16 protein-coding genes are annotated in these 22547 nt (G+C 70.2%); 2 read left to right on the top strand and 14 right to left on the bottom strand.

Going from position 1 to position 22547, the window contains the following annotated elements; genetic code table 11:
- Nucleotides 1-73: 73 nt before the first annotated feature.
- The 3 genes from G361_RS0102135 to vioC all read right to left on the bottom strand — a co-directional run bounded on the left by G361_RS0102135 (nucleotide 74) and on the right by vioC (nucleotide 3876).
- Entirely contained in the window at nucleotides 74-1408 is a 1335-nt protein-coding gene (locus G361_RS0102135) for an MFS transporter (protein ID WP_155981243.1), read from the bottom strand.
- A gap of 10 nt (nucleotides 1409-1418) precedes the next feature.
- The gene (locus tag G361_RS41900; RefSeq protein ID WP_019925399.1) at nucleotides 1419-2765 is read right to left on the bottom strand and encodes an MFS transporter; all 1347 of its coding nucleotides are present in this window, start codon (nucleotides 2763-2765) and stop codon (nucleotides 1419-1421) included.
- An 82-nt stretch (nucleotides 2766-2847) separates the two neighbouring features.
- A complete protein-coding gene (gene vioC, locus G361_RS0102125; protein ID WP_036494359.1) occupies nucleotides 2848-3876 on the bottom strand; it encodes an arginine beta-hydroxylase, Fe(II)/alpha-ketoglutarate-dependent in 1029 nt (342 codons plus the stop codon).
- A gap of 185 nt (nucleotides 3877-4061) precedes the next feature.
- Between vioC and G361_RS0102120 the strand changes: the two genes are divergently transcribed.
- Complete coding sequence (locus G361_RS0102120; RefSeq protein ID WP_019925397.1) at nucleotides 4062-5192, top strand: aminotransferase class I/II-fold pyridoxal phosphate-dependent enzyme; 1131 nt, start codon at nucleotides 4062-4064, stop codon at nucleotides 5190-5192.
- Nucleotides 5193-5209: 17 nt separating this feature from the next.
- Nucleotides 5210-6469 (top strand): cytochrome P450, encoded by a 1260-nt coding sequence (locus G361_RS0102115; RefSeq protein ID WP_019925396.1) that lies wholly within the window; start codon nucleotides 5210-5212, stop codon nucleotides 6467-6469.
- A gap of 158 nt (nucleotides 6470-6627) precedes the next feature.
- On the opposite strand, the gene G361_RS0102110 is transcribed toward G361_RS0102115, so the two are convergent.
- From G361_RS0102110 to G361_RS0102060, 11 genes are read right to left on the bottom strand one after another with little or no spacing between them, the layout of a single operon-like run.
- Entirely contained in the window at nucleotides 6628-7656 is a 1029-nt protein-coding gene (locus G361_RS0102110; RefSeq protein ID WP_019925395.1) for a MupA/Atu3671 family FMN-dependent luciferase-like monooxygenase, read from the bottom strand.
- 10 nt (nucleotides 7657-7666) lie between these two features.
- On the bottom strand, nucleotides 7667-12280 hold the full coding sequence (locus G361_RS0102105) for a non-ribosomal peptide synthetase (RefSeq protein ID WP_019925394.1): 4614 nt from the start codon (nucleotides 12278-12280) through the stop codon (nucleotides 7667-7669).
- On the bottom strand, nucleotides 12277-13410 hold the full coding sequence (gene vioD, locus G361_RS0102100) for a capreomycidine synthase (protein WP_026342601.1): 1134 nt from the start codon (nucleotides 13408-13410) through the stop codon (nucleotides 12277-12279). Before vioD ends, G361_RS0102105 begins: the two co-directional genes overlap by 4 nt.
- 38 nt (nucleotides 13411-13448) lie before the next feature.
- The gene (locus G361_RS0102095; protein WP_019925392.1) at nucleotides 13449-14207 is read right to left on the bottom strand and encodes a thioesterase II family protein; all 759 of its coding nucleotides are present in this window, start codon (nucleotides 14205-14207) and stop codon (nucleotides 13449-13451) included.
- Complete coding sequence (locus G361_RS0102090; RefSeq protein WP_019925391.1) at nucleotides 14204-15487, bottom strand: cation:proton antiporter; 1284 nt, start codon at nucleotides 15485-15487, stop codon at nucleotides 14204-14206. The genes G361_RS0102095 and G361_RS0102090 overlap by 4 nt, the downstream gene beginning before the upstream one ends.
- Entirely contained in the window at nucleotides 15484-16275 is a 792-nt protein-coding gene (locus G361_RS0102085; protein WP_019925390.1) for a PhzF family phenazine biosynthesis protein, read from the bottom strand. Before G361_RS0102085 ends, G361_RS0102090 begins: the two co-directional genes overlap by 4 nt.
- Nucleotides 16256-17374: a fatty acid desaturase gene (locus G361_RS0102080; RefSeq protein ID WP_019925389.1), complete on the bottom strand. Its 1119-nt coding sequence runs from the start codon at nucleotides 17372-17374 to the stop codon at nucleotides 16256-16258. The genes G361_RS0102085 and G361_RS0102080 overlap by 20 nt, the downstream gene beginning before the upstream one ends.
- Before the next feature lie 11 nt (nucleotides 17375-17385).
- Complete coding sequence (locus G361_RS0102075; protein ID WP_019925388.1) at nucleotides 17386-18066, bottom strand: TenA family transcriptional regulator; 681 nt, start codon at nucleotides 18064-18066, stop codon at nucleotides 17386-17388.
- 4 nt (nucleotides 18067-18070) lie between these two features.
- A complete protein-coding gene (locus G361_RS0102070) occupies nucleotides 18071-18937 on the bottom strand; it encodes an aspartyl/asparaginyl beta-hydroxylase domain-containing protein (protein WP_019925387.1) in 867 nt (288 codons plus the stop codon).
- 4 nt (nucleotides 18938-18941) lie between these two features.
- The gene (locus G361_RS0102065) at nucleotides 18942-19829 is read right to left on the bottom strand and encodes a chlorinating enzyme (protein ID WP_019925386.1); all 888 of its coding nucleotides are present in this window, start codon (nucleotides 19827-19829) and stop codon (nucleotides 18942-18944) included.
- Nucleotides 19813-22530 carry an amino acid adenylation domain-containing protein gene (locus G361_RS0102060; protein WP_019925385.1) on the bottom strand — a complete coding sequence of 906 codons (2718 nt, stop codon included), beginning with the start codon at nucleotides 22528-22530 and terminating at the stop codon, nucleotides 19813-19815. The genes G361_RS0102065 and G361_RS0102060 overlap by 17 nt, the downstream gene beginning before the upstream one ends.
- Nucleotides 22531-22547 lie beyond the last annotated feature (17 nt).

Below are 22547 nucleotides of genomic sequence, written 5' to 3'. Positions count from 1 at the left end.
GGCCCGGAGGTCCTCCGGGCCTCGACGGCGGCGAGCAACAGGACCGCGGAACGAATCGACGTCCGGCTCGGACCTACGTCGACGCCGAATCGGCGAGATCCGCGGTGGTGACGTCGGGTAGTTCGTCCTCGAGGTGCCGCAGTCGCGGGTATTGCCAGGCGGCGGTGACGCAGACGGCGAGCAGGATGCCGATCGTCATGAGCAGCAGGGCATATCCGCGATCGGGGCCGTGGCCGACCAGGACCGGTAGCAGGGGTGCGCGGACCTGCTGCCGGCCGGCCAGCGGCAGGAACACGTGCCCGGAGATCCAGCCCGCCAGCGCGAAGGCGATCAGTTGCGGGACCGACGCCACCATGCCCTGTAGCGCCATCGCACGGCCGAGGAGCTGCGGTTCCACCTTCGTCTGCCAGATGGCGCGGTTGCAGGCGATGACGACGGCGAGGCCGCCGAGGAAGCTCACGGCGGCGAGCGCGACCAGGGGCAGGCTCGGCCGCAGCGAGCCGAGAACGGTTGCCGCCGCGAGCAGCATCGAGAATCCGAGCAGGGCCCGGATCCGGCGGCGCGGGCCGTTCCACACGGTCATCGCGACGCTGGCGGCGATCATGCCGGCGCCGCCGATCGACAGGACGGCGCCGAGGGCTCCGGCGGAGGCGAAGGCGAGGACGAGCGGGTTGATCAACAGATCGACGAAGCCCGCGCAGAATTCCAGGGCCGCCATGAAGACGAGCAGTGCCACCAGCCCGCGGCGGGCCGCGATGTACCGCCAGGCCGCGCGGAAATCCGCCAGGAGCGTGGACAAGCCGACGGCGGTCGTGGCGTCCTGCGGCCGGACCCGGGGGATCGTCACGAACAGCAGGGACAGGATGCCGCAGCCGAACGACACGCAGTCGATCAGCACGATGCCGTCGATGCCGATGGCCAGCAACAGGAATCCGGCGATCACCGGACCCAGGCCCTGACTGGTCGCCAGGGCCACCAGGCGCATTCCGTTGGCGCGGCCGATCCGGTCCTTCGGGACCAGCAGCGGGACGGCCGCGTCGAAGGCGGGGGCGGTCAGTGCGGACACCATCGACAGTGCGGCGACGATGACGATCATCTGCCACGGCGCGAACGCGCCGGTGTGCAGCAGCGCGGCCAGCGTCAGCATCACCAGCAGGGCGCCCGAATTCCCCAGCAGCAGTGCGCGTCCGGCCCCCCAGCGATCGACCAGCGCACCGGCGAACGGTGAGGCCAGCAGGAACGGGAGTGCGGCCAGCGCGAAGATCAGGCCGAGAGTCGTTGCGGAGCCGGTGATCTGGTAGACGTACACCCCCAGCGCGAAGCCGGACAGCCCGGATCCGATCAGCGACAGGAACTGTCCGCACCACAGGATCACGAAGGCGCGGAAACCGTTCGGTGGTTGCGTCACGGCGGACTCCTCAGCGCTCGGGCCGCGCGGCGAGGTCCTCGGGTGTCACGTCCGGGAGATCCGCCTCCAGCGTGCGCAGGCGCCGGGAGCGGTAGGCGGCGATCACGAAGAGCGCGACCAGAATTCCGGTCACCATCAGGACCAGTGCGAAACCCCGGGCCGGGCCGCCGCCGATGAACAGCGTCAGCGCGCCGGAGTCCACCCGGTCGTGACCGACCAGCGGATCGAACACGCCGCCGCCGAAGCCGGCCAGGGTGTTACCGGCCATCAGCGCGACGCCGTAGACGGCGTTCTTCAGGCCCATCACCCGGCCCTGGAATTCCGGTTCCACCTTCACGTTGAGCAGGGTCTGCACGTTGCCGAGGATCACCGAGGTGCAGGACAGGAAGACGAAGGCGGCCACCGCGATCAGGGCGACGTTCGGCCGCAGCGAGCCGACGATCATCGCCGCCGCCAGCAGCAGCGAGAACTCGAGCAGGCCGCGGACCCGGCGGCGCGGCCCGCCCCAGATCGTCACGGCCACACCGCTGATGAGCATTCCGGCGGTCGCGACGAGCAGAACGGCCCGCAGTTCGGCGGCGGTGCCGAAGCCGTCGACCAGGCGCGGCAGCAGGACCTCGACGAAGCCGATGCCGAAACTCACCACGGCGAAGAACATCAGCAGGTCGACCAGTCCGCCGCGAGCCCGCACCCGATCCCACGCGACCCGGAATTCGGCGAACCACGCCGCCGGGCCGGTCCCGGTCGAATCCGGTTGCGGGGCAGCGGGAATCGTCGCGAACCAGACGGTGGCCAGGCCGAGACCGACCGTCGCCGCCGCGATCAGGCCGACGCCGGTCATCCCGACGGCGTCCAGCGCCGGTCCGGCGGCGATCGGGCCCAGCGCGGCGCCGAATCCGTTCATGAACATCCGCATTCCGTTGGCGCGGCCGATATGTCGCTTGGGCACCAGGAACGGCACGGACGCCTCGTACGCCGGCAGCAGCAGCGCCTTCAGCAGTGGCACACTGACGATGATGATCAGCCCGTGCCAGGCCGGGACGGTGTGCTCGATCGGCAGCAGCACCAGCGTCGCCACCAGCGCCAGGCCGCCGGCGTTGCTGACCAGCAGTGCGCGCCGGGTCCCCCAGCGGTCCACCAGCGCACCGGTGAGCGGCGAGGCCAGCACCAGGATCACGAACGGCATCGCGTAGATGATCCCCAGTACCAGAATGGAATACGTCCGGTAGACCGAGAAGGCCGCCGCGAAGTTCAGCAGCGTGACCCCGCAGATCGCGGCGAACTGCCCGATCGAGAGGATCGTGAATGTGCGCACCCCGTGCGGCAGTACCGCGGGCTCGGTGTCGACCGTGCTCATGATCGCTCCTCTCGGTCCGGGGCCGTCGGCTTCATGATGGCCGCGCGCGGGGCCGTCCGCGCCTCCCCGATTCACAGGACAGTCAGTAGATGACGCGGTCGTCGGGGGTCCGCCGCCACCCGCGCGACCCGCGCAGATTGCGAGTCACGTTGAGGCGCTTGAGCCATCGGTCGGAGCCGTCGTAGCGGGGCCGGAACGACCTGCGGCCGTGGACCGCCCGGAAGTTGTCGATGAAGACCGTGTCACCCGGCCGCAGGCTCACGTTGCGCAGATTCACCTCGATCTGCTCGCACAACGCCTCGAACGCCCGCAACGACCGCTCGGGCCAGCCGTCCAGCTTCATGTGGTACGGGTCCAGCGCCATGTACGGGTCGTCGCGCGCGCCGGACAGGATCGGCCGCTTGATCGGCCGGTCGTTCCAGGAGCGGATCAGGTCGAAGCTGCGCGTCCGCAGCCGGTCCACGGTGGCGTCCCCGGTGGGACCGTCCATCGACGGCAGATGCGAATTGTCCGGCATCTGCGTGAATTCCGGCTCGAACAGCGCCTCCGTGTCCAGCGCCGACCAGTCCAGATCCGCGGCGTCACACACCGTGGTCGCCACCGCGTCGGGATTCTTCAGGCACATCAGCGCCACGTAGTCGCCGCGGCACGGATGGAACGAATCCTCGGTGTGCCAGGACAGGTGTTGCAAACTGTTGGAACCGATTTCGTAGTTCTCGTGCCCCTCGATCGGCAGCACGTCGTGCATGATGCGACCGGCCTGCTGGGTCGACCAGCCGAACACGTCGCCGAGCACCGACGCGCACAGCAGGAAGAAGATCTCCTGCGGGAAGGACGGCGAGCGCCGCTCGCCGACCTCGTGCCAGTGCCGCGGGGTCGGTCCCAGCCGCTGCTGATCGATGTCCAGACCGGAGATCAGGCACAGCGCCGAGGGTTCGTCGACCCGGAACCGCTCCAGGAACTCCAGGATGTGCTCCGGCAGCGTGCGGGCCAATACCGGTGCCCGCCTGATCAATTCGGGATCCTCGATCCGCGCGTAGGCGGCGGCCGGCTCGGCGACGACCGCGAGCACCGCCTCGTTGTCGTCCGGTGTCAGTGCCAGATGATGCACGCTCTCGCTCCTTTCACCCGGGAACATCCGGAGCATACGAGCGCGGGGCACACCTGCATCGGTCCCCGATAGAAGGGACAAGTGCCTGGCCGGGGGTCCGCCTAACGTTCCAGGCAGGCGGGTTCGACATGCCCGCCACCGGGCCGCCCAGCTGTAGGCAGGCAACGTACGAGGGACGTGTTCTCATGACCGAACTTCCCAATCTGACCATCATGGAGGTCGACGCGCTGACCGATCCGGGCGCGGGCCTCAATCTCACCGACGGACATGCCAGACTCGGCCTCTCCGCCGAACAGGCCGACATCGTCGCGAACCTTCCCGGCATGTTCGCCGCGGCGACGCGCCGTCCCTTCCGGGACATCGAGCGAGAAGCGCACGGCGCCTTCCTCACCGCGATCGGCCAGCACAGCGCGCCGGTCGGCACCGGCCGCATCCTGAGCTGCTACTCCTCGACCCTGGCCACCGACATCGTGGCGCGCGCGCTGCCGCACGGCGCGCGGATCGCGATCCTGCACCCGACCTTCGACAACATCGCGGACCTGTTCACCACCCGGGGCCTGGTGTTGCAGCCGATGTCGGAAGATCAACTGCTGCAGCAGGATTGGCCGCTGCCGCCGGTGCGCGCGATCGTGGTGACCCATCCGAACAACCCGACCGGCCTGATCACTCCCGAGGCGCATCTGCGGTCGCTGGCCGAGCACGCAGCCCGGCACGGGCAGATCGTCATCATCGACGCCAGCTTCCGCGGCCAGGTCCGCGCGGCCCAGTACGACACCTACGCGATCCTCGATGCCGCAGGCGCGGAGTGGATCACGATCGAGGACACCGGAAAGCTGTGGCCGGTGCACGAACTCAAGATCGGGATGCTGGCCTACAGCGAGCGCAACCGGCTGCCGATCGAGCGGGCCTTCTCCGAATCCCTGCTCGCCGCTTCGCCGGTCGTGCTGCAGCTGGTCACCGCGCTGGCCGCCGACTGGATCGCCGGCGGCTACGAGCGGGCCCGAGACCTGGTGGAGCGCAACCGGACAACGGTCCGGGAGGCGATCGAACCGGTCGGGCTGCGGCTGGCCGACCCGCGTTCGGAGATCAGCGTGGCCCGCGTCGCGCTGCCCGAGGACGGCCCCGACTCGTCGCTGCTGTACAAGGACATCCTGATCCGTGGCGTGCACGTCCTGCCGTGCGCACCGTTCCACTGGGCCGCTCCCGAAGAGGGCCTGCGGTTCATCCGGCTGTCGCTGGCCCGGCCCTTCGACGTGGTCGAGGCCGGGGCCGCAGCGCTGGCCGCGTCGTATCGCGACCTGCGTGTGGTCGCCTGAGTCCTCCGGAGAATCCCATGGGCACACCCGTCGTCCCCGACGGCGATGCGGCGACCGGCGTCTTCGACGACGAGGTGGCGGCGCGCGGATACGACCCGTTCGACTACCGCATCCACGAGGATCCGTATCCCACCTACGCCTGGATGCGCGCGCACGCGCCGTTGTACTACAACGAGCGGCGCGATTTCTACGCACTGTCCCGGCATTCCGATATCGTTGCGGCACTGCGTAATCCGAAGCTGTTCTCGAACACCAACGGCATCTCGCTGGAGCAGGAGCTCTGGGGCCCGCACGCGGTGAAGACGAGCTTCTTCCTGGCCATGGACCCACCCGATCACACCGTGTACCGCGGGCCGGTCGGCGCGGCGTTCGGGCCGCGGAAGGTGGCGAGGCTCGAGCAGCGGATCCGGGAACTGGCCCGCGACCGGCTGGAGCCGCTGCGTGGCCAGAACCGGTTCGACTTCGCCGCCGACTACGCCGCGGGCCTGCCCAACGACGTGGTGTGCGAGATGCTCGGCGTACCGGCGGAGGACTGGGATCAGATCCGCGCCGACACCGATCAGCTGAACCAGCGCGAGGACGGCTCGGAGGAACGCGGCCCGAACGCCGTGGCCGCCGCGCTGCGCCTGGCCGACTACTTCGTCGGCCTGGTGCGGGATCTGCGCCGCCGGCCCGGTACCGACCTGACCTCGCTGATGCTGCAAGCGGAGGTGGACGGCGTCAAGCACACCGACACCCAGATCGTGGCGTTCCTGTTCCTGGTGATCAGCGCCGGCAACGAGTCCACCGGCAAGACCATCGGCAACGCCTGGTACCACGGCGCGCGGCTGCCGCAGGTGCAGCGAGCCGGCCTCGACGGCCGCGCCGGCGACTGGACGCAGGAGACCCTGCGCTACGACTCGGCCAGCCAGATGACGGCACGTTCGGTCACCACCGCGACCGTACTGCACGGCATCGAGTTGAAACCCGGTGCGCGGGTGGCGATCCTGCCCGCCTCCGGCAATCACGACGAGCGGGTGTTCGACGATCCCGAGGTGTTCGACATCGATCGCGACACCACCGATCTGATCAGCTTCGGCCACGGCCCGCACCACTGCCTCGGCTCCGCGCTCGCGCGGCTGGAGATGCGGATCGCGCTGGAGGAGATGGGGGCGGTGGTGTCGGAGTACGAGATCGACATGGCCGGCACCCGCCGCGTGCACTCCCCGCACCAGCGCGGCTTCGCCTCACTGCCCAGCGAGGTGGTCTTCCGGCCGCGTCGCCTGGACGTGGGCTGACATCGGCTGCCGCACCACGGCATCGGCCGACGGTCCCGTGAATCCGATTCCACGCGAATCGTTTTCACGGGACCTTCTGCCGTGTCGGCCGGACAGTGCCTCCGCAGGACGGTGTCCCGAGCCGCGTCGCCGCGGGCCCGGGACGAGGTCGCGCTCGGTCAGGAAACCCGGTCGCGCAGTTCGATCAGATATTTCAGCGAGTCCAGGACATCGGCGGGCGGCACGCCGAAGTCGATGAGGCAGGCGATCTCGTCGACCCCGATCGCGCGCAGCGCGTCGACGATCGCCACCCCGTCCTCGACGGTGCCGAACAGGCCCGCGGTGCTGAAGTACCGCTCGAAGGCGTGCCGGATCAGGAAGTCCCGATCGCGTTCCGGCAGCCGGGTGATGTCGACGTCCGGCGGCAGCAGCGTGGCCGCGGCGCGCAGGATCAGATCGGCGGAGCTGCGCAGGTAGTCGCCGAACGGTTCGCGGACCTGGTCGCGGATCCGATCGCGATCCGGGCCGAGCATGGTGTGCAGCATCAGCGCGACCTGTCCGGGCTCGCCGCCGGGCAGCGCCTGCCGGTAGGCGGAGATGTTGCCCGCCAGCGCCACCGGATCCTGGCCCAGCAGATGGGTGAGCAGTCCGGCGCCGAGACCACCGGCGGCCCGGAAGGTCTCCGGCGATCCGGCGCTGGTGAGCCACACCGGCAGTTCGGGCTGCACCGGCGCCGGGAAGATCCGGGTCGGCCTGATCTCCCCTGCGCCGTCGGTGAATTCGACCTCCTCGCCGCGCCACAGCCGCCGCACGGTGTCGACCGTCTCGACCGTCAGCGCCTTGCGGTCGGCATAGTTCTCCGGCCGGAGCACGAAATCGGCGGCGTGCCAGCCCGAGGCGAACGACAGCCCGGCCCGGCCGCCGGACAGATTGTCCACCACCGACCATTCCTCGGCGATCCGCAGCGGATGATGCAGCGGCGCAACGACACTGCCGGCCCGGATACCGATCCGATCGGTGATCGCGGCCACCGCGGCGCCGGTGACCGCCGGATTCGGATAGAGGCCGCCGAAGGCGTGGAAATGCCGTTCGGGGGTCCACACCGCCGACAACCCGTGCGCGTCGGCGAACCGCGCGCTCTCCAGTAACAGCCGGTAGTTGTCGCTACCGGTCGCATTGTCCGCGAAGAAGAACAGGCTGAACTCCACAGCGATCCCCCTAGAACCGGCCGAGCAGATTGTCGAGCTGGCTCTGATCCACCCGGGCCAGCGGGAAGTCGGACGGCGTGCGGGCCGCGGCCGGGCCGTCGCGCAGGTCGATCAGCGCACCCAGTTCGGCGAGATGCCGCTCGGCGAGCCGCTCGACGGTCTCCCGGCGAAAGCGGCGCTCGTCGTAGTACCAGTGCACGACCAGCTCGTCCGCGCTCGAGATCGCCTGCACTGCAATCGGATACGGCCGGTATACCGAGATGCCGGACTCGTCCGGAACCGGCGGCACCGCAGTGCCCTTCGCGACGACGGTCTCCTCGAGCCAGTCGAACCCGAGCTCGATCACCGGCGCCGGCACGGCGTCGCGGTCCCGGCGCAGCAACTGCCAGCCGATCCCCGCCGACGGCACCGCGCGCAGCGCCTCCTTGACCTGCTTCAGCGTCGTCTCCGGCGGGGCATCCGGGGTGCCGGTCAGCGCGACCGGATGCGTCGAGGACAGCAGGCCGATCGTGCGCCCCAGATCGACATCCTCGAAAATGGTCGGGCGCTCGTAGTTTTCGATATCGACGAGGTGCCGGTCCGCACCGGTCCAGCCGGACAGGGTGCGGCTCAGCGCGGTCAGCAGCAGCTCGTCGGCGCGACCGGCGAGCGCCTCGCACGCGGCCCGCAGCGGCCCGGCCGCCACCGACACGCGCACCGTGCCACCGGTATCCGCGGCGCGATTCCCGGCGGGAAGGTCCCGCGGCAGTTCACCCGCCGGTGCGGTGACCAGTTCCGTCCAGTACGCGCGCTGCCCCTGGATCTCGTCGCTACCGGTGTGCGCGACCAGCCGCCGGATCCACGACTGCCAGGAGGTCGACTTGGCCGGCAGCGCCGCGTCCGCACCGGCGGCCAGCAACATGGCGAGATCGCCGCGCAGGATTCGCAGCGAGGTCGAATCGGCGACCAGCCGGTGCACGATCAGCAGCAACCGGTCGGGCCGCCGGCCGAGCCGGAACAACCCGACGCGCAGCATCGGACCGACCGCGAGATCCAGATCGGACCGCAGTTCCTCGGTCAGCTCGGCCATCCGCGAATCCTGTGCAGCGTCGTCGAATTCGGTCAGATCGTGCGCCGTGAACGGAGTCCGGTCGCCGCGCTGTGCGATCCGGACCCGGGTCCGCTCACCGGCGAGCAGGAACCGCTGCCGCAGTCCGTCGTGGTGACCGAGCAGCCGTTCCACGGCCGCCCGGACCGTCCCGGGCTCGACCGGGTCCGGCAGTTCCAGCAGCATCGCGGTGTTCCAGCGCTGCGGCCGTTGCGGCCGGGCCAGGCAGAACGCGCGCTGGACCGGGGCCAGCGGCACCGGCCCGGTCACATCACCCTGATCCGCGTCGATCAGCGGCTGCGTGCTCGCGACCTCCGCCAGCGCCGCGATCGTCGGACGTTCGAACAGGTCGTACGGCGACAGCCGCAGATTCGACTCCTGGGCCCGCGCCACCACCTGGATCGCCAGGATGGAGTCCCCGCCGATCTCGAAGAAGTTGTCGTGGACACCGACCTCGCCGAGCCCGACCACCGCCGCCACGATCTCGGCCAGCTGCTGTTCGACCGGCGTCCGCGGTGCGACGTACTCCTCCCCGGCCTCGACCCGAATCTCCGCGGGCAGTGGCAGTTTCGCGCGATCCACCTTGCCGTTGGCGTTCAGCGGCAACGCGTCCATCGGCACGAAGGCCGCCGGGACCATATAGGGCGGCAGTTCGCGCTCCAGATGACCGCGCAGCGCGGCGGTGGTCGGCGCGGCGCCGGGCCGCGCCACCACATAGGCGATCAGCCGCCGATCACCGGGGGCCGGCTCGAACAGGGTCACCACGGATTCGGCGATCTCGGGATGCCGGCCGAGCGTCGACTCGATCTCGGTCGGCTCGACCCGGAATCCGCGGATCTTGATCTGGGTGTCCGCGCGCGCGTGGAATTCCAGATTGCCGTCGGGCCGCCGCCGCACCAGATCGCCGGTGCGGTACAGCCGTCGGCCCGGACGGGCCGGATCGGGGTCGGCGACGAACCGGTGCGCGGTCAGCCCCGGCCGGCCGGCGTACCCGCGGGCCAGGCTGACCCCGCCGATGTACAGCTCACCGGTGGCGCCGGTCGGTACCGGCCGCAGCCGGTTGTCCAGGATGCGCAGATCGGCCGAGGGCAGCGGGGTGCCGATCGGCAGATTCGGCCAGTCGTGCACCGGATCGGCGGGATCGAGCCGGAAGAAGGTGGAGCTGACCGTGGTCTCGGTCAGGCCGTACACGTGCAGCAGCGGCACCCGCTGCCGCCGCCACGCGGTCACCCGGTCGGGCAGCACCCGCTCGCCGCCGATGATCACCAGCCGGAGATGTTCCGGCAGAACGCGTTCGGCGCGGTCGAGCTGGCGGACCCATTCGTGCCAGTACGCGGTCGGCAGTTCCATCACGGTCAGCCGCTCGCGCTCGACCAGATCGGCGAGATCCACACCGCCGCTGATGATGTGCTGCGCCGGGATGACCACGGCGCCGCCGGCCAGCCAGGTCGGGAACAGCTCCTCGACGAGGACGTCGAAACCGGCGGAGGCGAATTGCAGGAACCGGTCGCCGGAGCCGAGCCTGAGCCGGTCCACCGCGTCGCGCGCGAACACGGCCAGCGACCGATGTTCGATCACCGTGCCCTTGGGCCGGCCGGTCGAGCCGGAGGTGTAGACGACGTAGGCGGCCCACGCCGGATCCGGTGTGCCGGTGAGGTTCTCGGCGGAATGCTCCGGTGCGGCCGGTGGCAGCACGGTATCCGGCAGGGCCACACCGGCTTCGGTGAGCGCGGCGGCGAGCTCGTCCTCGGCGATCAGCACCCGCGCGCCGGCGTCGCCGAGCATGTAGGCGATGCGTTCCGGCGGATAGCCGGGATCCAGCGGCACGTAGACGCCGCCGGCCTTCAGCACGGCGACGATCGCGATCGGCAGCCGCACCGAGCGGCCCACCAGGATGCCGACCCGCGTCTCCGCGCCGACCCCGTACTCGCGCAAGCGATGTGCCAGCCGGTTCGCCTCGGCGTTCAGCTCCAGATAACCGGTCGCGACGCCGTCCCGGATCACCGCGGGTGCGTGCGGCGCCACGGCCACCCGGCGCTGGAACAGCTCCACGAATGTCGGTGTGTCACCGGCAGTTTCGACTGTCACCGCCGGCGCCGCCACCGCGAGTTCGGTGGCCCCGACGGTGCGCTGCGGGTCGGTGACCAGCTGCCGCAGTACGCGTTCGAACTGATCCGCCAGCACCACAACGGTTTCCGTGTCGAACATCTCGGTCATGTGGACCCACTGGAGCCGGATCCGGTCCCGGTTCGGATCGGCGTCGAGGGTCAGCGGCGCCGCCGACATGGTGACCTCGATCGGCTCGGGTGCGATCCGCAGGCCCGGGATCGCCAGTTCGCTCTCCGGGGTGCGCACGTCCAGCCACATGTGGCTCAGCGAGGTCTGCGACGCCTCCCGGCCCAGGTTCAGCTCGTCGATCAGGCGCTCGATCGGCAGATCCTGATGGTCGTACGCGGTGAGCACGGTGTTCTGGGCCGCCGCCACCACCTCGCGCAGGGTCATGTCGTCGGACACCTGCACGCGCAGCGGCAGCGCGGTGACGAAGCAGCCGATCAGGGGTTCCAGCTGGGCCCGGCTGCGGCCGGAGACGATCTCGCCGATGACCAGATCCGCGCGGCCGAGGTATCGGTACAGCAGCACCGACAGCGCGGCCAGGAACACCACGACCGGCGACGCCTTCTCGCGCTCGATGAATGTGCGTATCGCCGTGGAGGATTCGGACGACAGGTCCACGACGTGCGCGGCGCCGGCGAACATCGGCCGGGCCGGATAGGGCCGATCACTCGGCAGGGTCAGCACACCGGACACCCCGTCGAGGATGCCGCGCCAGTGCTCGACCTCCTCGGTGACCCGCTTGGCGTGGAATTCCCGCTGCCAGGCCGCGAAGTCGGCGTACTGGACCTCGAGCGGCGGCAGTTCGTCACGGGATCCGTTGCGGCGCAACGCGTACAGCGTCGCGACCTCGCGCACCAGGATGGCCATCGACACCAGGTCGGCGGCGGTGTGGTCGGTGGTGATCAGCACGACGTGGTCCCGCGCACCCATCCGCAGGATCGTGGTGCGCAGCCGCTGCGGCTGTTTCGGGTCGAACGGCTGCAACACCTCGATCGTCCAGCGCTGCAACACCTCCGCGCGCTGCTGCGCCGGCGTGCACGCGGACAGGTCGACGACCGGCGCGGGCACCGGGGTCAGCGGATGGGTCACCTGTACCCGGGTGCCGTCGGCGCGCAACTCGACCGTGGAGCGCAGCACCTCGTGCCGGTCGCTGACCTCGGTGAGCACCCGGCCGAACAGCTCCGGATCGAGATCGCCGTCGACCCGGAAGGCGCCGGGAATGTTGTTGGCGGGCCGGAACTGCGCGATGGCCCACTCCCGCTCCTGCTGGAAGGCCAGCGGCGCGGGCTCGCCGGGATCGCGCGGCGCGATCCGTTCCTCCGGCGCCGGACCGCGGGTGCGGGCCAGTTCGGCCACGCGCTGTTCGAGCAGGGCTCGCTGTTGCGGGGACAGGGCCGCGATACGGCCTTGCAGGTCGGTCATCTGTTCACCACCATCCCCGCGTCCGCACGCAGGACTTGTTCCAGCAGAGAGAGTCCCGCGGTCAGTTCGGCGGCGGTACCGCCGAAGCCGAGCCGCGCGTGGTCCCGGTATTCCGGGCCGAAACAGGCGCCGGGGACGACCAGCACCCGGTGCTGCTCGGCCAGCCGCCGGCAGGACCGGACCACATCCGGCTGACCGTGGAACTCCAGGAAGGCGGCCACCCCGCCGGCCGGCGGGGTGAACCGCACCAGTTCGGGCACGCTCGCGGCCCAATCCCCCAGCAGCCGGAGATTGCCGACCGCGTGTTCGCGTTGCCGTGCCACGATGCGGTCTGCGTTCCGGACCGCTTGTGCGGCAAAGAATTCGAGGATCGGCGAGACGTACAGCGCGATGTAGTCCCGCAGCACCGCCATCCGCGCCAGCAGTTCCGGCGGCGCCACGCACCAGCCCACCCGCAGCCCGGCCAGGCCGTAGCTCTTGGAGAAGGTGCCGAAGGCGATGCACCGGTCGTACCAGAGCGGCAGCGGCAACGGGTCCGCGGTGTAGGTCAGTTCGCCGAAAGCGTGGTCCCACACCAGGATCGCCCCGGCCCCGGCCGCGATCTCGACCAGTTCCCGCTGTTCGGCGGCGGTGATCGAGATACCGGTCGGATTGTGCGGGAAGTTCACCACGATCATCTTCGGACCCGACGCGGCCAGCCGGCGCAGCTCGGCCAGGTCGGCGGCGAAGCCGTCGCGCGACCGCAACGGCCACCGGGTGATCCGCGCGCCGGCCGCGGCGGCGATGTCGTGCAACTGCTGATAGGCCGGGGTCGGCACGATGACCTCGTCACCCGGGGCCAGCGCGAGCTGCATCACCAGGTAGATCGCCTCGCTGGAACCGTGGGTGACCATCATGCGATCCCGGTCGCCGCCGGTCCAGCGATCGGCGAGCGCGCCGCGCAGCACGCTGCCGCCGTAGCTCTCGCTGTCGTGGAAGATCATCGAGTCCAGTTCGGACATCTCGAATCCGCACAACTGCCGGAATTCCGCCATGGTGAGGTCCCGGACCCCGCTGCTCCCGATGTCGTGGTCGACCTTGTGGTAGTAGTCGCGCATCCACGCCTCGAGCAATGCGATTTCGATGTCCACCCTTGCCACGCTAGGAGTCACGCGGACCTCCCGTGATGTCACGTAAAGCCGGGACCGTCGCCTCGGCCTGCGGTTTTCATGGTGTGGCACAACAGGTTCAGCAGTTCGTCCGGCGCGTCGACGAACCGGTGGTGCCGGCCGGGGAAGCGCGCGAAACCGGTGTCGCCGCACACCGGCCAGCCCGCCATCAGTGCGGGTGCCACATCCTCGTCCTCGGTCCAGCCGATCGCGACGATCGGGCAGTCCAGCCGCGGCGGATCGGGAACGACGTAGCGGCGGCTCATCTCGACATCGGCCCGCAGCACCTTCAGGTAGATCGCCACCAGCTCCGGATGCGGGGTGTTGCCCTGTTCGCGGATCATCGCCTCGAGTTCGGTGGACAGTTCCGCGTCGTCCATGCCGAGCATCTTGCCGACCGGCCCGTCCTGCGGCGCCAGCTGCGAGGACACGTACAACCGCCGCGGCGGCGGTCCGCCGGACCGTTCGAGTTGCGCGGTCGCCTCGTACGCGACCAGCGCCGACCAGCAGTGGCCGAAGAAGGCATACGGCACGTCGAGATACGGCCGCAGCCCGGCGGTCAGGTCGGCGGCCAGTTCCTCGAAGGTCGCGGGCATCGTCTCGCCGAAGCGGGCCAGCCGGCCGGGCAGCTCGATCGGCAGGAATTCGACCCCGGCCCGGACGGCCGGCCAGTTGCCGAAAACTCCGGCGCCGCACCCGGCGTGCGGAATGCAGAACACCCGCGCGGCGGCCGCGGCCGCCGGTTCGCGTTGCAGCCAGCCGCCGCGCACGGCGGTCACGGCACGGCCTCCGGCCGGGGATCGGCGATCCGCGGCGCGAGGTCGGCGCGGGCCCGCGACTCGGGATAGACGATCGAGAGCAGGATCCCGGTCATCGTGGTCGTCACCAGCGCCATCACCACCATCAGCGAGTACAGCGGGGTGTCGAGCAGATGCAGTTGCAGGCCGACGACCAGGACGATCAGTTCGGTCAGCCCGCGGGTGTTGGCCAGGATCGCGAGCACCACCGAATGCCGGGTGCGGGCCCCGTTCAGCCGGGCTCCGGCGAAGGCCCCGATGCCCTTGCCGCCGACGGCGACCAGCAGGATCAGCGCCAGCTCACCGAGTGCGGTGCCGTCGACCTTCGACAGGTCGACCTTGATACCGGCGATCATGAAGAAGATCGGCAGCAGCAGCCACCCGTTGATCCGGTGCACCCACGGCAGCACCCGTTCGGCCAGCGGCCCCCGGGTCCGCGGCACCGCCACACCGAACAGGAAGGCGCCGAAGATCAGGTGCAGGCCCATCCACTGGGTGGCCTCGGCGCACACCCACAACCCGGCCGCGCCGGCGAGCACCGCGACCAGCGCGCCGAACCGTCCGGTCAGCAGTGGGCCGGGTGCGCGATCACCGTCGCCATGTGCGGCCAGCCGGGTCAGCAGCGGTCCCACCACCAGCAGCAGCACCGCGGCGAAGGGGACAATGAGCAGCAGTTGCCACAGACCGGCGTTGTGCCCGGCGAGTGCGGTCACCACCGCGAGCAGCGTCCACGCCAGGATGTCCGCCAGCGACGCGCTGGTCACCGACAGCGCGCCGATCGGCGTGCGCAACAGGTTGCGGCCGGTCAGGATCCGGGCCAGCACCGGGAAGGCGGTCACGGCCATCGCGGTGCCGAAGAACAGCACGAACGCCGTCGGGCGGCTGCTCGGATGGTGACCGAGCAGATGCCACGCCAGCAGCACGCCGAGCCCGAACGGCACCAGCGTCGAACCGAGGGCCACGCTGGTGGCGATGCGGCCCTGGCCGCGCAGCATCGAATGGTCCAGTTCCAGGCCGACGAAGAACATGAAGACGGCGATGCCGATATTCGCCAGATTCGTCAGCGTCGGCTGTACCGCCACCGGGAACAGCGCGTGGGTCACCGCGCCGTGGAACAAGGTGGGGCCGAACAGGATTCCGCCGAGGATCTCACCGATCACGGCCGGCTGTCCCAGCCGCTGCGCCAGCAGCCCGAGCAGCCGGGCCGACACCGCGATCACCACGAGATCCCCGACCAGCAGCGCCATGGTGTGCGCGGTCATCGTCTCTCCTCGAGCAGTTCGGGCAGTTCGTCGCAGGCGCCGCGCAGGACGGCCGAACCGAGTACGTGGACCCGATCCCCCGCGTCCCGCACCGCCAGGCGGCCGCCGCGCCGGGACAGCTGGGTCGCGGTGAGCCGGTTCCGGCCCAGCCGCCGTCCCCAGTACGGCGTGAGCTTGCAGTGCGCGGTCACGCACACCTGGTCCTCGTCGACGCCGAGTGCCGGAAAGAAGGTGCGGGAGGTGAAATCGACGTCGTCCGCGCCGCGCGCGGTCACGATGTGACCGCGGTACGGCTGCCGGGCCAGCGCGGCGAAATCGGGCCGGATCGCGGCCACCACCGCCGCCGATTCGACCTCGATCAGGATGTCGTCGCTGGACACCACGCAGGCCACGGCCCGCACGCCGAGCGCGGCGAGCAGCTCCGGCGGCGGATCGCACGCGGTGAGCGCCGCCGCCGGCAGATCGATCGACACCAGGTCACCGATCCGCTCGGCGTGCAGCACACCGTTGTCGGAGACGAAGGTCAGCCGGGTCCGGTCCCCGAGCAGCACCCGGGTCGCGGCGATCGTCGCGTGCCCGCACAGGTTCAGTTCCTTGTACGGGGTGAACCAGCGCACCCGGTACTGCCCGGCCGCGGCCGCCACCACGAACGCGGTGGTCGGCAGGCCGATCCGGTGCGCGCTGTCCTGCATCTCGGCCGTCGGCGCGAATTCCGGCAGCTCGACGACCGCGGCCGGATTGCCGAGATGTGTTGCGTCGGCGAAGGTGTCAACGATGTGATGCCGCATCCCCGAGGTTCTCCTCCCGTTGGGCCAGACTGCGGAACATCCGGTCGACCGCCGCTCCCATCCCCCACACCTCGCGGTACGCCGGACCCTCGGGGCCGGTGTCGATGTCGCGCTGCCGGGCATAGGCGGCGGTGGTCCACTCCGGTGTGGCCGGATACCGGTGATGGTGGTCGTGGCTGGGCAGGTCGCCGACCACCACCAGCAGCCGGGACGGCAGGTGGTAGCACAGCGTCGCCGCGGTCCAGCCGAACCAGGCCGGCACCCCGGCGCCGCGCGCGGGCACCGGTGAGCCGCAGTAGCGCGCGGAGGTGTTGGCGGCGGTGTAGAAGCGGTGTCCCAGTGCGGGATCGCGCGGTGCGAGCCATTCGTGCTCGCCGAGCCGGTCCAGCAACGCGCTCAGTTGCGCGAACAGGATGACCGGCACGACGAGGGCGAGCAGCAACACCAGCGTGCCGTGCGGCAGCCAGAACGGCAGCGACAGCCACCATCCGGCCCACAGCGCGGCGGCGGGGATGCGCCAACCCCGGCTGCGCAGATTGCTGCGCAGCCGGCCGACGAAGCCGGTCCAGTAGAACATCGGCGAGAAGAAGACGAACCATGCTCGCCGCCAGAGCTTTTCGCGGCTCATCCCGGGCCGGAAGCCGAGTTCGACCAGATTCTGCACCGGCGGATCGACCGGCGTGGCGAACACCTCGCGGCGGTGATGGTTGTGGAAGTGTTCCGCCTCGAAGTCGCCGAAGGTGTGGAACATCGACAGCACGGTGACCGCCTCACCCCAGAACCCGTCCCACCGCCGGCTACCGCTGAAGCGCCGGTGCAGCGCCTGATGCGCGATCACCAGCACCATCACCCGCTCGCCGTGCACGGTGAGCAGCCACCCGGCGAGCAGGGCGAGGTACCAGAACGGGAACATCAGGGCCACCGCGAGCGTGGACACGGTCAGGCCGAGGAGGAACCAGGTCAGCGTCAGCGCCAGATAACTGGCCCAGGTGTGCCGGATCAGCGGTCGCTGACCCGGCAGGGCCCGGCCGGTCTGCCAGGTCCAGAAGTGCTGGGTCCAGCCCGGGAAGCGCAGATAGGTGGCCCGTACGTCGTCCACGGCCGCCTGCCTCAGCGGCCGGCGCCGACACCGGACTCGGCCGCGAGCCGATCGAAGAACGCCGTCCACAGCCGCCACATCTCGTCGGCCGCCGTCAGCACGGAATCCTCCTGCTCGGGGCTGAACCCGGTGAGCAGTGCGTTGTCGGCCTCCTCGATGTGATCGGGCTCCTGCTCGACGTGGATGGCCACCCACTGGTTGTCGGTGTAGCCGGTGGTGCGCTCGATCGCCCTGCCGATGCTGGACACCATCAGCAGATCGGTGTTCTCGGTGGCGAAGATGAATCCGAGGCCGGTCTCCGGTCCCTCGGAGGCCCGGCGGTAGCCCTCGACCAGTTCCGCGGTCTCGGGGAACGGCCGGGTCCCGACGACCCGCTGCCGATCGAAACCGCACTCCTGCATCGAGTCGGCGTAGATGACCTCGTGGGCCTTCGACACCTCGCCACCGCCGGTCTCCTGGTTCAGGATTCGGGTGATGGCGCTCTTGGCGGCGATGTCCGGCAGGACGGATACGCAGCGGGCCAGGAAGGTCGGGAAGTAGTGCAGCGGGTGCCACCACTGTTCGATCAGCGTGGCGGCCTGCTCCTTGGTCAGCTCGGCGGAATCCACGGCCCGGAAGAACGGGTGGTCGCGGAAAGCCCCGTATACCGGGCTGGCCGCCAGCCGGTCGTTCACCGTGAGCCTCGTGGTCATGTCGTTACTCCTTACTACCGGTGCGGTCGAGCGTGTAGTACTGGAAGAGTTCGCGGGTGTGCGGCAATACGGCCGGGTCCGGGCACGCGCGCGCGAGCGCGAACATCGTGTCCCAGGCGAAGTTCTCGCCGCCGTCCCAGCGGAAATGGGTCTTGATGACGATGCTGAACACCTCGCGGAAGGTGTCCATCGTGAGCAGATCCGCCAGACGCAGCAGATCGTCACGGTGGCTGTCCGGCAGTGCGGGCCGCCGCACGGCCGAGTGGTCCGGGATGCGGTCGCCGACCGGCTCGCGCTCCGGGACGATCAGCGGCCGGTCGCCGGGCCGGTCGGTGAAGTCGAAGATCAGGTGGATGCGTGGCGCGGCGACCAGCGAGGCCACGGCATGGATGCGCGCGGCGTCGAAGTACCAGATCTCACCGGCCCGCATCCGGTACACCGTGTTGTCCTCGCTGAAGAAGCACTCCTCGTGGGTGATCAGCGGGATGTGCACCCGATGCGCCGAGCGCGCGTCCTCGGGCAGATCGGTCAGTTCCAGGAAGTCGCGGTGCGGGACGATCACGCTGTCGGAGAACACGGCCAGCCGCACGAACTGCAACCGGCTCACATCGACCGTATTCGTGATCAGTTCCCCCAGATAGGGCAGCCGGCGACCGTATTCGGTGAAATCCGGCGCGCGGTCGTAGGCGTAGGTGGTCAGCAGTCCGGTACCGCTGTCGCCGCCGGTGGCCCACAGCATCGCGCTCTTCCACGGGCCGCCGATCAGATAGTTGCTGTAGGCCTCGGAGTACCGGAACTCCTCCGCCCGGTCCAGATCCTCGGCCAGCCGGTCCCGGTCCAGCTCGACGGCCGCCACGTACTGGGTGCGCATCGGGTCACACGGTCCTTTCCACGGGAGCGAAGGGCTCACCCCAGGCGTTCGTGGCCGCCATCCGGTTGAGCCCGTACCGGTCCTGTCCGGCCACCAGCACGCAGCCGTGCCGGTCGAGGTCGAAATGATGGCCGAACTCGTCGAATTCGGTCATGCCGCCGTAGACCCGGACGTGGGTGGGCACGACCCGGATCGCGAATCCCATGCGCTGCCGGCGGCCGATGTTCGGATTCGAGCCGTGGATGGTCCGCGCGGTGAAGAGGAAGAACTGCCCGGCGCGCATCTCCAGGTGCCGGACGTTCTCCTGCTCCGGATCCCAGTCCTTGTCGATCTTGATGTCGGCGTAGTCGTAGCCGAAGAACGAGTTGTCCGCCGCGGCGGCGTTCCAGCGCATCGGCGCGTGTTCGTCGTAGCGCCACTGCCGGTGACTGCCGGGAATCAGCTTCATGCAGGCGTTCTCGCGGGACGCCTCGGTGAAGGCGACCCAGCAGGTCAACTCCATCGGGATACCCGGTGAGTGCTCGGTCGCCTCGAGCATCCCCTGGCTGGTCTCGCCGATGGCGTAGGTCTCGACCTGATGCCAGCCGGTGCCGGAGTCGCCCGGATTCTTCGGGAAGAACTCGGTGCGCCAGCACAACACGTCCGGCCCGATGATCGCCTGCATGCGCCGCACGATCTCCGGCTCGGTGACGAGTCTGCTCAGTCCCGGGATGTCCAGGTGCCGGTCGTAGTTCACCGGATTGTCGAAGACCCGGCGGGCCGTGTTGCCCGGGTCGAGCAGGGCCCGGCGCTGCTGCTTCCACCACGCGGTCATCTCGTCGGGTTCCCAGAGGGTGAACGGCCCGATGTACCCCTGTTCGGCGAAGATCTCCGCATCAGTCGCGAGTGCCACGGTTCGTGCTCCCTTCCGCGCCGACCTGTGCCAGGGCGGCGTCCCATTGCGCCGCCGCTGCGGTGACGTGCTGTCCGCGGATGAAGGTCCGGTGCTCGCCGGGCAGCGGCACGATCCGCAGCGACCCGACGCACAGTTGCCGGGTGGCCGCGAGCACCGCGGCGCCGGCGTCCGGATCGGCCCCGGTCGGCCGGAAGAAGTGCACCGGACCGGAATACGGGTCGGGCCGGTATCGCATCGCGGCGTTCATGCAGGTCCGCGCGGTGTCGAGCACCTTGCGCAGATATCCGGTCGAGGCGCCGGCCGCGACCGGTGCCCCCATCAGCTGCAACCAGGTCGGCCCGGAGGTCAGCGCGCGCAGTTCGGCGCCGGTGGCCGCCGGATCGTCCAGGCGCGCCACCACGGTGTCGAGCAGGTCCAGGAACGGGGTGTCCGCCATCGGCAGCCCGGTGATCGGATCGATGATCGGGTTGGCGTCGAACAGACCCAGGAATTCGACGACGGCGCCGCCGGCCCGCAACTGCTGGGCCATCTCGTAGGCCAGCACGCCGCCGAAGGACCAGCCGGCCAGCCGGTACGGCCCGTCCGGTTCGATCGTGCGCAGCTGTGCCACATGACCACGCGCGAGTTCGGCCAACGTGCGGCCGAACGGCGGTGGCTCGCCGGTCCAGCCGATCCCCAGCAGCCGCACCGGCGCCGTCGAGGCGTGGGCCAGTTCCCGATAGGCCAGCAGCTCACCGCCGAGCGGATGCACGAAGTAGACGCTGCGCGCCGACGGCCCGCGCCGCAGGGTAACGATCTGTGACGACCGTTGCGGCACCACCGCGGTCGCGCCGCCGGACCCGAGCGCCGCGGCCAGTTCGTCGACGGTGCCGTACTCCAGCAACAGCGAGAGCTCCACCGGCCGCCGCAGCGCCTGCGCCAGCTCGGCGACCACCCAGGTCGCCAGCAGCGAGTCGCCGCCGACCTCGAAGAAGTCCTCGTCCCCGTCGAATTCGTCGTGCCCGAGCACCCGCGTCCAGACCGCGGTCACGAGGTCGGTCAACGACCCCGGTTCCCCCGCCGCCGAAACCGCCTGTGCAGCCGGAAGATCCGGCTTCATCGGGGAATCAGCGACAACCGGCACCGGCGACCCGTCGGATGCAACCCGTCCCGTCGACCCCGGCGCGACCGGGCCCGGGACCTCCGGCAGCGCGGAGCCGGCCAGTGCGCGCCGGTCGAGTTTGCCGGTGGCCGTTCGTGGCAGGGTCGCCACCGAGACGTATCTGACGGGAATCATGTACGCGGGCAACAGTTCCCGAAGATGTTCGGTGAGTTCCCGGTGTGGGAGCGGGCCGTCGGTCTGCAGATAGCCGACCAGCACCGGCATCCCGTCGCCCACGGCGCGCAGGCCGACCGCGGCCGCGTCGACCCGCGGGTGGCTCGACAGCGCGTGCTCGACCTCGGCCGGTTCCACGCGGAAGCCGCGCACCTTGAGCTGTTCGTCCGCGCGGCCGAGGAATTCGTAGCCGTCGGCGGTCGCGGTGACCACGTCCCCGGTCCGGTACAGCCGCCGGCCCGCCCGGAACGGATCGGCCACGAATCGTTCCGCGGTCCGTGCCGGATCACCGAGATAGCCACGGGCCACACCGGTTCCGCCGACGTACAGCTCCCCGCTCGCACCGTCCGGCACGGGACCGAGCTTCTCGTCCAGGACGTGGCAGCTCACCCCGCCGACCGCGGTGCCGATCCCCGGCACCTCCGGCCACGCGGCCCGGTCGGCGCCGAGGGTCGCGCTGGTGACGAGATGCGCCTCGGTCGGCCCGTAGTGGTTGTCCAACCGGCACTCCGGCAGCGCGGCGAAGAAGGCGCGGATCGCCGGGGTGACGATGAGCCGTTCACCGGCGGTCACCACGTGCCGCAGCGAACTCGGCACCGTACCGGACCGCTCGCTCGCCACGGCCAGCAGCTGCAGTCCGACGTACGGCAGGAAGATCCGTTGTACTCGGTGCCGCACCATGGTTTCCAGCAGGACATCCGCATCGCGGCGAGCCGATTCCGGCGCCACCACCAGGCAGCCGCCACCGGCCAACGTCGACAACACCTCCTGGAAGGTCACATCGAACGACGTCGCGGTGAATTGCAGTGTCCGCAGGCCGGTTTCACCGCTGCCGAGCTGCCAGGAGATCAGTCGCGCCAGCCCGCCCCGGGTCATCGCGACGGCCTTCGGCACCCCCGTCGAACCGGAGGTGTGCATCACATAAGCGAGCGTGTCCGGTTGCACCGCAACGGGTTCGAACGCACCGGCGGGCCCGCCGGGTTCGACCACGACGATCCCGGACGGCAACCGGCTCGCACCGGCCCCGTCCGCGATCGCGATCCGGCAACCGGCGCGGGCCGTCATCCCCGCGATCCGCGCCGGGGGTGCGCTCGCGTCGAGCGGACAGTACGCACCACCCACGGCCAGCACCGCCAGCATCGCGATCACGGTATCGGCGGAGCGGTCGAGCAGAACCGCCACGGGCCGTTCCGGCCCCGCTCCGGCGGCCCGCAGCCGCTGCGCGAGCCCACCGGCCCGCGCCGCGAGCGCGGCGTAGGTGAGGGTTTCGCCGCGATCGATCAGCGCCTCCCGGTCACCGGCCGTGCGCGCCGCCGCGCCGATCGATGTCATCGGGAACAGCGAGCCCGGCTCGGCGGTAACCGGCCGCGCGACAATGTCCATGCTTCGCCTCCGGTCGC

Source organism: Nocardia sp. BMG111209, assembly GCF_000381925.1.
GTDB lineage: Bacteria > Actinomycetota > Actinomycetes > Mycobacteriales > Mycobacteriaceae > Nocardia.
The sequence above is the reverse complement of the archived record's forward strand: the minus strand, read 5'-3'. Positions and strand labels throughout refer to the sequence as shown.